The following is an 11,102-nucleotide window of genomic DNA, read 5'->3' on the forward strand; positions in this document are numbered from 1 at the left end:
TCCGCCGGTGCCGCACCCGCGCGCCGGCGGAGCATCCCGGCACGTGGGCCCGGCACGGTGTGGGGATACGGCCGACCCGGCGCCGGACGCGGGGCCGTCACTGCGGGTCGGGGAAGACGGGACGGCGCTTTTCCAGGAACGCCGAAGCGCCTTCGGCCATGTCCGCGCTGCCCACCGCCTGCACCAGCATGCCCAGGCCGTTGGTGAACGACGCCCGCGCGGCATCCCACCAGATGTTCGAACTCACCTTGGTGATCTCCAGGTAGCGGGGGCTGAGCAGGGCGATCTCCTCGACCCACCGCTGCGCCGCGGCCTCCACCTCGTCGTCGTCGACCACGTCGTTGACCAGGCCCATGCGCAGCGCGTCCTCGGCGCTGTAGCGGCGGCACAGCATGGCCATCTCCTTGGCGCGCTTCTCGCCGATCTGTACGCCCATGACGTTGGTGGCCCCCGTGACCGGCGAACTGCCGACCCGGGGGCCGGTCTGCCCGAAGGTGGCCGACCGTCCGGCGACGGCCAGGTCGCAGGCCACCACCAGTTCGTTGCCGCCGCCGGCGGCCGGCCCGCCGACGGCCGCGATGACCGGCCGGGGACACTGCCGGACGGCGTCGAACAGGCGCAGCGACGCCCGGTACAGCACGCGCATCTGCGCCGTGGTCGGGGTGCTGAGGGTCTGCAGCGAGCCGCCCGCGCAGAAGCTGCCGCCGGAGCCGGTGATCACTACCGCGCGGGCGGTGTCGGCCGCCTCGATCGCCTCGACGACGGCCCCGGCCATCTCCGCGTCGTAGGCGTTGCGCCGCTCAGGGCGGTTGAGCCTGATCCACACTGCGGATCCGCGGGACTCGACGATCACGTCGTCCGACATCTCAAGGTCCTCCAGGGTGCTGATCCGCGCACGATCGTGCGGCGTGCGGCCGGGTGGAGCGCCCGGGACCCGGCGCCCGGCGCACGGTACGGCCGAATTTCCACTCGACCCCGAATTGATGTTAATCTTCCATATGAATTGCGGCTCGGTCAACCGCGGCGGCAAGGGCCGGCGGCGCCGTCATCCGCGCCGAGATGGAGGAGCGATGCCGGGGAGACGACCGGAAGCCCCGCGAGGTGCTCGTTGAAGAACCTCCACCGTCCGCCCAAGGCGGCGATGCTGATCGCGCAGCGGATCGTCCAGGACATCGTGCGCGGGGACGTGAGCCCGGGTGATCTGCTGCCGCCCGAGCGCGTCATGCTGGAGAAGTACGAGACCGGACGCGGCACGCTGCGCGAGGCGCTGCGGCTGCTCGAGTTCCAGGGCGCGATCGCGTTGAAGCCCGGTCCGGGCGGCGGCCCGGTCCTGCTCGACCCCGACGCCTCCCACCTGGCCGGGACGGTCGTTCTCCTGATGCAGCTCAAGCAGGCGCCGTTCCGCACGATCGCGGAGGTCCGATCGGCGATCGAGCCGATGATCAGCGGCCTGGCCGCCACGCGCATCGACGAGGCGTCCCTGGCCGGGCTGGACGACACGATCACCCAGATGCGCGAGCACCTCGACGACCAGCACGTGTTCCTCGAAGAGAACAAGCGCTTCCACGACATCATCGCCTGGTCCTCGGGCAACCCGCTGTTCGGCTATCTGGCCGACTCCCTGCTGGACATCATGGACGGCACGCTGATCGGCGTCGACTACCCGGCACGCCGGCGCAAGGCGATCCTCACCGCGCACGAGCACGTGCGCGACGCCATCAAGTCGGGCGACCCCGTCGAATCGGAGTCGCGCATGCGCGACCACATCGGCGAGTACGTGCGCTACGCGGAGCGCAAGTTCCCCGAAGTGCTCGATCAGATCGTCCCCTGGGACCGCGTGTTCAACTGAGGCGTGCCCGACCGAGCCGTGCCCGGCCGAGCGGGCACGGCGCGCTCCCCCGTGCTCAGTAGATGATGATCGCCTGCTCCGGGCAGCTGTCCGCGCCGAGCTGGGCCAGATCCTCCTGACCTGCGGGGACGTCTTCCCGCTCGACGTACGCGTATCCGTCCTCATCCTTGAGGAGAAACAGGTCGGGCGCCGTCATGTGACAGATACCGTGCCCCTGACATATCTCCGAATCCACCCTGACCTTCATCTTTCCTCCGCTCGACGGCCTGGCCGCGATCCTTGATGACCCATAATCTAGTATAACCATTATCAGACTGACAGGCTCACCCCCGGAGGATCCAGCCATGAGCACACCGCGGCGGTGTCCCGCCATCGACTTCGACCACAACTCCCAGGCCCACGCGGACGACACGGTCGGCTCGTACCGGGCGATCCGCACTTCGACACCGATCGCCTGGACGGAGGCGCACCAGGGCTACTGGGTGCTCTCGGACTACGCGAGCGTCTTCGAGGCCGCCCGCGACGACGAGACGTTCTCCTCGCGGCGCACCCCGTACGGCGGCGAGGGACTGGCCGTCGTCATCCCCAAGACGCCCATGCACCTGCACATCCCGATCGAGCTCGATCCGCCGGAGTTCCGCACGTTCCGCAAGATCGTCAACCGGGTCACCGCACCGGCCGCCGTCGAGCGCATGCGGGCCAAGATCGACCACTACACGACCTGGTTCATCGACCAGGTCATCGAGACCGGCGAATGCGATTTCACCGACGTCATCGGCGTCCCGGCGATCGTGACCGTCGACTGGCTGGGCCTGGACGCCGAGGACTGGAAACGGTACTCGACCGCACACCGCGCCACCCTGTCCGGAGTTCCCGGATCGCCCGAGTTCCAGCAGGCGGTCGAGGTCGATCTGCCGGAGCTCTCGGAGCGGATGCAGCGCACCATCACCGCACGCCGGGAGGCGCCCGCCGACGACATCATCTCCTACCTCGTCCAGCAGGAGATCGACGGCCGGCCGATCACCGACGAGGAGGTGTTCGCCATGACCGAACTGCTGGTCGCCGGCGGGACGGGAACGACGGCCTCCCTGGTGAGCCAGGCGCTCGTATGGCTCTACCGGCACCCGGACGTCCGCCAGACCCTGATCGACCACCCCGAGAAGCTCGAACGCGCCGTCGAGGAGTTCCTCCGGTACTTCTCGCCGACGCAGGCGCTGGCCCGCACGGTCGTCCAGGACCGCGACTTTCGCGGCTGCCCCATGAAGACCGGCGACCGGGTCCTGCTGGCGTGGGCCTCGGCCAACCGCGACGAGTCGGTCTTCGAGAACGCGGACGAGATCGACATCGAGCGCTGGCCGAACCGGCACACCTCCTTCGGGGTGGGAGTGCACCGGTGCGTGGGGTCGCACCTGGGACGCGCCATGTCGCACGCGCTCATCAGCCAGCTCCTGGAGCGGATGCCGGACTACACGATCGACCTGGACGCGCTGGAGCGCTACCCGCAGCAGGGCACCAACGTCGGATTCCGGTCCATCCCGGCGCGCTTCACGCCCGGCCCCCGCAGGCTTCCGGCGGACGCCTGAGCCGCCGGCCGGGTCCACGGCACGGGGGCATCCGGCGGCGTGGGGCCAGGAGATCTCCCGTCCGCGCGAGCTTCGGCCGAGCAACTTCGCCCGGACCGTTGACGTGATGATGGTTATAACTATACTCATAGATAGCCATCGACTGGTGCCCGCCGCCCCGCCCGGCGGACACTCCTGAGGCCGTCACCGATCAACGCGCGGTGGTAGCGACCACCGGGCTCACGCACGGCCATCGCCCGTTCCCACGAGCGCCCACGGCCCAAAGACACCATCCACGCACTGTCGCGCTCCCGCGGTGCCCGATTCGGACCAACAGCCAGAAGAGGGAGCGTAATGAGGTCAACCGGCTTGAAGATCGCCGCGCTCGGCATGACGGCGGCGATGGCGCTCGCCGCATGCGGCGGCTCGGCGGAGAAGACGACGCCCACACCGGGAGCCGCACCGCCGGCGCCGGCGGCGCCCGCCGGCCCGACGCTGAGCGCGAGCGAGCTGGACGCCTTGGCGGCCACCGCCGCGAAGAAGGCGGGGCCCGCGACGTCGGTGCCCAAACTCACCATCGGATACCTGCGCTACGTCGCCCAGTCGCCCGCCGACCAGCGGATGTACGACTCGGCGGTGGCGGCGGCGAAGATCCTCGGCTGGACCGTCATCCCGTGCGACGGCCAGGGCGACCCGGCGAAGATGGCCGCCTGCGGCAACACGCTCCTCGACCAGAACATCGACGTACTGCTCAACGACGGGATCCCGCAGACCGTCATCGCGACCGCGTTGCAGCGCGCCCGGCGCGAGGGAGTGCCGACCGTCTACAGCGGCGGCAGCCTGGACAAGGCCGACCTGTACACCGCCGGCTATGTGCCGCCGGACGGTGAAATGGGCACGACGCTCGCGACGTACGTCGCGAGCCAGTTGAAGGAGCGCAGCGGCGGAGCCATCGTGCAGGGCTTCCCGGCGAGCTGGGGCGTCGAGCGGGTGGACGCCCTGAAGGCGGCCGGCGTCAAGATCGCCTCTCAGCAGGACGCCGACGCCACGAACCTGGTGCAGGGTACGCAGCAGCAGATCGCCGCCCAGCTGAACCAGCACCCGGACGCCTCCGCGGTGTGGATCACCTTCGAGACGGCGGTGCTCGGCGCCGCGCAGGCGGTCAAGGCACGCTACCCCGGCAAGCAGTTCCCCGACCGCCCGCTGCTGGCGACCTTCTACGCCAACCGGCCGACGCTCGACCTCATGCGCAAGGGACAGGTCGACGCCGCGGTCGAGAACTCGCTCGAGTGGTCGAGCTGGGCGGCGATCGACCAGATCGCCGAGCTGAAGGCCCGCAAGACCCCGATGTCGAAGGACGTGCGTCCCAACTACGGTGCGGGCCTGGACTTCTGGCGTTCGACGCTGGTCACCAAGGACAACCTGCCCCCGGCCGGCCAGTTGGTCCCGCCGCCGGTGGATTACGAGGCCTTCTTCACCGCCAAGTGGAAGTACGAGTTCGGCACGGGCAACTGACGTCCCACTCCCCCGTCGCCGCAGCGGCCCGGCCGGCGTTCCCGGCCGGGCCGCCTCCCCGAAGTGAGATCAGATGGACGAGCAAGCAGTAACAGGGCGGCACGCGCAGCCGGCCCTGGCGGAAGCGCCGACGGGCACATTGGAACCCGGCGGCGCGGATCCCGGGACCCGTCGCACCAGATGGCGCCCGCCCTCGGCCGGCCACGTGCTGGGCAGGACGGGCCTGCTCATCGCGTTCGCGCTCGCGGTGCTGACCTTCTCGCTGGTCCGGCCCGACACCTTCTTCACCGCCGACAACCTGCGGTCTATGCTGCTGCAGTCGGGGGCTCCGCTGATCCTGGCGGTCGGACTGACGATCCTGCTGGTCCTCGGTGACTTCGACCTGTCGATCGGCTCGATGCTCGGACTCGGCGGCGCGTCCGCGGTCACGATGATGGCGCTGCACGGCATGCCCTGGCAGCTCGCGATCGCGGTCGCGATCGGCGTGGCCGTCATCGTCGGCCTGGTCAACGGGGTCATCGTCGCGTACTTCGGCACGTCGTCGTTCGTCACCACCCTGGCCATGGGCACGGTCCTCGTCGGCATCGAATTCGCCTTCACCGACCAGAAGACCATCTACGAGGGGGTCGCCCAGACCTACCTGAGCCTGGGCCAGTCGGCACCCTTCTGGGGCATCAACGTGCAGGTGTGGATCGCCGCCGGGACGGCGATCCTCGTCTGGCTGCTGCTGGAGCACACCGAGATCGGCCGCTTCTTCCACGCGATCGGCGGCAACCCGGACGCCGCGTACTTCTCCGGGATCGCGGTGCGCCGGCTGCGCGTGCTCGGCTTCGTGCTCGTCGCCGTCGCCGCCGCCATCGCCGGCATCCTGATCACCGCGCAGGCCGGCTCCTCGGCGCCGCAGGCCGGCATTCCGTACCTGCTGCCCGCGTACGCCGCCGCCTTCCTCGGCTCGACGTCCTTTCGGCCCGGCCAGTTCAATGTGGCGGGCACCGTCGTTGCGACACTGTTCCTGCAGGTCATCCTGACCGGCCTGCAGATGCTCCAGCTGTCGACGGCGTACATCAACGTGGTGCAGGGCGCGGTCCTGATCGTCGCCATGCTGCTCAGCCGCCTCGGGCAGGCCCGGGCATGACCGGGACATCGGCGGCGCTCGCGTCCGTGCGGGGGCTGTGCAAGTCCTACCCCGGCGTACAGGCCATCCGGAACGTGGACCTCGACCTCCGAGCGGGCGAGATCACCGGCCTGGTCGGCAAGAACGGGGCCGGCAAGAGCACGCTCATCAAGGTGCTCGCCGGCCTGGTCCGCGCTGATGAGGGCATCGTCCACATCGACGGGCGGCCCGCCCGGCTCGGCTCACCATCGGACGCCGCGCGTTGCGGGCTGGCCTTCGTCCACCAGGAACTCGCGCTGGTCCCCGACATGTCCGTCGCGGAGAACGTGCTGCTGGGCCTCGGTTTTCCCGCTCGCGGACGGACGCTGGTGCACTGGTCCCGGATGTACCGTGAGGCCGAGAAGGTGCTCGCCCGCCTCGACATCGCCATCGATCCCCGGCGGCCGACGCGCTCCCTGTCGATCGCCGAGCAGCGCCTCGTGATGCTCGCCCGCGGACTCGCCGCGCAAGCGCGGCTGGTAGTCCTGGACGAGCCGACGGCCTCCCTGAGCAACACCGAGATCCAGCACCTGTTCCGCGTGGTCCGCGCCCTGCGTGAAGACGGCGTCGGCACCGTCTTCGTCTCGCACCGCCTCGACGAGATCCTCGACCTCACCGAACGCGTGGTCGTCATGCGGGACGGCGCCGTCGTGGGCGACTTCGCGACGGCCGACCTCGACCGCCAGGGGCTCATCACGGCCATCAGCGGGCCGGGAGCGACCGCACGGGCCGGCCGCCGGCTCCGCCGGCCGGCCGATGCCGGCGCGGAGGTCCTCCGTGTCGAGCACATCAGCCGGCCGCCGGCGCTGACGGATGTCAGCCTGTCCATCCGAGCCGGCGAAGTCGTCGGCCTTGCCGGGCTCGCCGGCGCAGGACGCACCGAACTCGCCAGGGTCATCTTCGGAGTGGACCGCCCGAGCGCCGGCACCGTGTCCGTGCGCGGGCAGACGGTGCGCCCCGGACGGCTCCGCCGCGCACTCCGGCGCGGCATCGTCCTCCTCCCCGAGGACCGGCGCCACCAGGGCAATGTCCTGGACTTCAGCGTCCAGAGCAACGTCACGCTGGCGACGCTGCGCAAACACCGGCGCAGCGCACGGCTGCCCCTGCCCTCCCGTCGTTCCGAACGCGCCGTGGCGCACCAGATGGTCGCGCGGCTCAACATCAGAATCGCCTCGGTCGACCAGCCCGTCCGGTCGCTGTCCGGCGGCAACCAGCAGAAGGTCGTCCTCGCCAAATGGCTCCGGCACGGCGCCCAGGTATTCCTGTTCGACGAGCCGACGCACGGCGTCGACGTGGACGGCAAGCAGGAGATGTACACGATCATGCGGGAACTGGCCGACGAGGGCAGGGCGGTCATGTTCATCTCGTCCGAATTCCCGGAACTCGTCGAGGTGTGCGACCGCATCGTCGTTCTCCGAAACGGCCGGATCGCCGCCGAACTCGAAGGCGACGTCAGCGAAGCCGTGATCTTGAACCATTGCTTCACCACCGATCAGGAATGAATTATGGACGAGCGCTGACCTGCCGGACTGCCGCCCACGCCACCCGCCCACCCCGGTGCGCAACACCGACGATACAGATCGCGCACTGACGGAGAGAATCCTCAGCGATACGCACCGCTCCATTTTCCAGCCCATCCGATATTACGTCACCGACGACCGCGCGATGACACGACGGCATGCCCGCCATCGGCCAGCCAGTATTTGTGGCCGAAGGTGGTCGCCGCACATGCGGGTCGCACCGAGTAAAGCCGATCTATAGTCACGGCAGCCAATTCGTCCTATTTGCAAGGGGTAGGCGAATGCTCCGTCGATACATGGGTCAACGCTTTTGCGCGGCCTTCCTCGCCTTCGCGGTCGTGCTGGCGCTTCTGCCCGGCTCGCCGGTCGGTCTGAGGGCCACCGAGGCGGCCGCCGATGTGGAGGACGCGCCGCAGGGCGGGTGGTGCGCCGGCATGGCCGGGTCAGAGGAGAACCACGCCTCCATCCGGCTGCGGGTCGACGAGCCGGCGGAAGTCGGCCAGGTCGCCGTCGACGAGCACGGAAAGATCGAGATCAACGGCATCCTGCACAAGCACGCGGACATGGTGGACGTCACGGAGGAGCGGGTGGCCGCGCCCGAGTTCACCATCGGCCCGCCGCCGGACGGCGTGGCGGCCTGGGCTTCGTCGTGGACCACGAGCATGCGGCCGCCGCACCTCGGTTCGAACAGGCTGTGCGCCCGCGCCGAGCGGGACCCCAAGCGGACCGCGCGGATCCAGCGCTCCTTCACCGTGGTCGACCTGATCCCGCCGAGCGACGTTCCCGGCCTGACCGTCGGGAACGTCACTGCGACGTCGGCCACGGCGAGCTGGGGCGCGGCCACCGACAACTACGGTCTCGCCGGATACGAGATCAGTGTCGACGGCGGGGCCCCGCACCAGATCTCGACCGGCACCCGTTCCCACACCGTCACCGGGCTGGCACCGCTCAGCCGTCACACCGTGTCCGTGGTGGCCGTCGACCTGGCCGGCAACAAGTCGGAGACGCCCGCCACGGCGTCCTTCACGACGAAGGAACCGCCGCCACCATCCGACTCCGACCTCGCTCTCGAGGTGAGTCAGGGCGGCGCGGTGGCCTCCTGGCACCCCTATCTCCCCCCGACCGCGTCGGCGGACGCCACCTACCGGGTCTTCGTGGACGACGAGGAGATCGCAGAGTTCCCGCTGGATCAGCACTGCACGAGTGCCGCCGGCGACCCGGCGACCCCGTGCACGGAGAACGACCTCGTCAAGTACCCGGTCAGCGAACTCGAGGAGGGCACGCCTCACACGTTCCGGGTGGACGCGTTGCGCGCCGACGGCACGAAGGGGCGGGACCTCAACGGATCGTTCACGACCACCACCGGCCCCTACCTGGTGTCGCCCGAGACCACGCAGACGACCGCCACCGAGGCTTCCGCGTGCACCGGCCGGGGAGGCGACATCTACATCGCGGCGTCTTCGCGCGGGAGCGTACCGGCACCTGCGGGTGGCACGGAGCTCTTCACAGGCTGCTACTCCGTTCCGGACAGCACGTGCATCGACACCTTCCGGCAGTCCGACAACGAGCTCCTCGAGTGTTCCGACGACGTCACCGAGCTCCTCGAGGACGTGGCCCCGCCCAACCGCGGACCGCTGCTCTCGTCGGTGGACGACCTGGCGGGCCTGACCCCGGGCGAGCTTCGCGCGAAGTTCTTCCAGCCGGGCGTCCAGCCGATCACATGGCGCCTGCAGGGCGGATGCGCGGTCATCCTCGAGAAGGCGGTCGAGGCGACGGCGACCGCCGAGGTAGCCGCGGGCAGCTCCGCCGCCGTCTCCTGGCTCCTCGTCATCGGCATAGGCATCGTCGTCGGAGTCGTCCTGGGCACGATATGGGCGATCATCGATGCCACCCCCATCGCCATCGGCGGCCTCCTCGAGTATCCGATCGACCACACGACGGACTTCAGGACCTACGAGGACTGGTGGCTGCAAGAGGGCGAGTTCTTCAACAGCCTGAAGATCTACGCCGAGACGGTCAAGATCACCAAGGACCTGACCGGCCTGTACGCACTTCCGTTCGCCTGGACCAGCGAGGACGACAGCAGGTTCAGGACGACCGTCGACAGGGCGTGCGCAGCTCAGCAGGGACACCCGACCAGCCCCTATGCCGGCTGCGGCGACGACTTCGCCGTCTACGTCCCCGGGGGAACCAACTACAAGTTCGCGCCCATGAAGGAGACCGGCCGCCACATCGTGGAGGCCATGGGCAACGGATACCCGCAGCCCCCGCAGAAGCCCCAGTGGTTCTGGCCGGCCCGCAGCGTGAACGGCCGGGCCGCCCGGTCCGCCGGCCACGGTCGCCGCTGGTTCGAGACGGCGAAGTTCAAGCCGAACGCCTGCGTCGGCCGGCCGAGGGGCGACGTCTGCGACGAGTTCCCGTTCTGGAGAACGAACCAGGCGGTCGACCTGACCGGCATCGTGGCGAGCCTGAAGTCCGTTCCCGCCGCCGAGGCGGTACCTCAGCGCGATGACATCAACCAGTTCTACCGAGAGTGCAAGGTGAAGGACACGGACAGGTTCATCGTCCTGCCGGTGAAGCCCTGGGTGGAGGCGAACGCGCCGAGCTTCGGCTTCCGGGTCACCCCGACCGGGGCTAGCGTGTGCATGGCGCCCGCCAAGCCCTGAGGACGGCCATGCTCGATGATCTTCATGCCCTGCGGGATGCGGTCGACGGCTACCGCGCCGCGGCGACGGCCGCGGGCCTGACGTGGCCCGATCACGCCGACGCCGACGGGCAGCCGCCCGGCCTGGTCTACCGGGTGTTCGACGTCGACCACGTCGCCGAGCAACTCACCTGGCTCCACGCCCGGGGATGGGGCCTGGAACGGCTCTGGCCCAGCAGCGGATGGCTCATGCCATGGCCGGACGACGCGGGCAAGGCGCTCACCGACCTGTCCCTGTCGGTGGCCACGCCCTTCCCCTGGCGGCATCAACTGCCGCTGTTCCACTTCGACTTCATCGTCTACACCTTCGTCCTCGCCGGTGACCACGAGGGAGAGATCTGGCGCTACGAAATCGACCCGGACAGCACCAATACGATGCGCGCCGGAGCCTGTCAAACTCGTTGAGACAGCTCAGGCTGCGGGTTGTGCCTGGTTGTTCTCCTTGTGCTGGTCCTTGGGGGGTTCGTTGATCCAGGCCTTGTCGGGCAGCTTGGGCGGGATGGGCCTGGTGCGGAACCGTTCAGGGTGGGCGGTGTAGGCGGTGGCCAGGACCTCGCAGCGGTGGTCCCGGATCTTGGTGGCGGTGCCGTCGTGGACTGAGGCCGGGGTGTGCAGCCCGATCCCTGAGTGCCGGTGCTCGATGTTGTAGTAGGTGAAGAACGCTGCGCAGAACCGTGTCGCCGTCTGGATCGAGGTGAACCGGCCGGGGAAGGCGGGGCAGTACTTCAAGGTCTTGAAGCCGGCCTCGGAGTAGGGGTTGTCGTTGCTCACGTGCGGCCTGGAGTGGCTGCGGGTGATA

The 11,102-nt window shown here is 69.3% G+C and carries 10 protein-coding genes; 7 read left to right on the forward strand and 3 right to left on the reverse strand.

Translation table 11 applies throughout. The features are described 5' to 3' along the window. Nucleotides 1-97 precede the first annotated feature (97 nt). Nucleotides 98-865: an enoyl-CoA hydratase/isomerase family protein gene (locus AB0C35_RS35860; protein ID WP_358466105.1), complete on the reverse strand. Its 768-nt coding sequence runs from the start codon at nt 863-865 to the stop codon at nt 98-100. 243 nt (nt 866-1,108) lie between these two features. Here AB0C35_RS35860 and AB0C35_RS35865 point away from each other — a divergent pair, with 243 nt between their 5' ends. After that, entirely contained in the window at nt 1,109-1,849 is a 741-nt protein-coding gene (locus AB0C35_RS35865; RefSeq protein WP_358466107.1) for an FCD domain-containing protein, read from the forward strand. Between the two features lie 55 nt (nt 1,850-1,904). Here the strand turns inward: AB0C35_RS35865 and AB0C35_RS35870 are convergent, their stop codons facing one another. Continuing rightward, nucleotides 1,905-2,096, reverse strand: a complete 192-nt coding sequence (locus AB0C35_RS35870) for a ferredoxin (protein ID WP_358466109.1) — start codon at nt 2,094-2,096, stop codon at nt 1,905-1,907. A gap of 97 nt (nt 2,097-2,193) precedes the next feature. Here AB0C35_RS35870 and AB0C35_RS35875 point away from each other — a divergent pair, with 97 nt between their 5' ends. The 6 genes from AB0C35_RS35875 (at nt 2,194) to AB0C35_RS35900 (ending at nt 10,708) form a co-directional block, all read left to right on the forward strand. After that, on the forward strand, nt 2,194-3,432 hold the full coding sequence (locus AB0C35_RS35875; protein WP_358466111.1) for a cytochrome P450: 1,239 nt from the start codon (nt 2,194-2,196) through the stop codon (nt 3,430-3,432). 333 nt (nt 3,433-3,765) lie between these two features. Then, a complete protein-coding gene (locus AB0C35_RS35880; RefSeq protein ID WP_358466113.1) occupies nt 3,766-4,926 on the forward strand; it encodes a sugar ABC transporter substrate-binding protein in 1,161 nt (386 codons plus the stop codon). Nucleotides 4,927-5,131: 205 nt separating this feature from the next. Continuing rightward, on the forward strand, nt 5,132-6,061 hold the full coding sequence (locus AB0C35_RS35885; protein WP_358466115.1) for an ABC transporter permease: 930 nt from the start codon (nt 5,132-5,134) through the stop codon (nt 6,059-6,061). Continuing rightward, the gene (locus AB0C35_RS35890; RefSeq protein ID WP_358466117.1) at nt 6,058-7,581 is read left to right on the forward strand and encodes a sugar ABC transporter ATP-binding protein; all 1,524 of its coding nucleotides are present in this window, start codon (nt 6,058-6,060) and stop codon (nt 7,579-7,581) included. Before AB0C35_RS35885 ends, AB0C35_RS35890 begins: the two co-directional genes overlap by 4 nt. A 314-nt stretch (nt 7,582-7,895) precedes the next feature. Beyond that, nucleotides 7,896-10,265 carry a fibronectin type III domain-containing protein gene (locus AB0C35_RS35895; protein ID WP_358466119.1) on the forward strand — a complete coding sequence of 790 codons (2,370 nt, stop codon included), beginning with the start codon at nt 7,896-7,898 and terminating at the stop codon, nt 10,263-10,265. An 8-nt stretch (nt 10,266-10,273) separates the two neighbouring features. Next, nucleotides 10,274-10,708: a hypothetical protein gene (locus AB0C35_RS35900; RefSeq protein WP_358466121.1), complete on the forward strand. Its 435-nt coding sequence runs from the start codon at nt 10,274-10,276 to the stop codon at nt 10,706-10,708. Between the two features lie 6 nt (nt 10,709-10,714). Here the strand turns inward: AB0C35_RS35900 and AB0C35_RS35905 are convergent. Beyond that, a partial coding sequence (locus AB0C35_RS35905; RefSeq protein WP_358466123.1) for an integrase core domain-containing protein occupies nt 10,715-11,102 on the reverse strand: 388 nt, incomplete at its 5' end.

This window comes from Spirillospora sp. NPDC048819 (assembly GCF_040650055.1).
Lineage (GTDB): Bacteria > Actinomycetota > Actinomycetes > Streptosporangiales > Streptosporangiaceae > Spirillospora.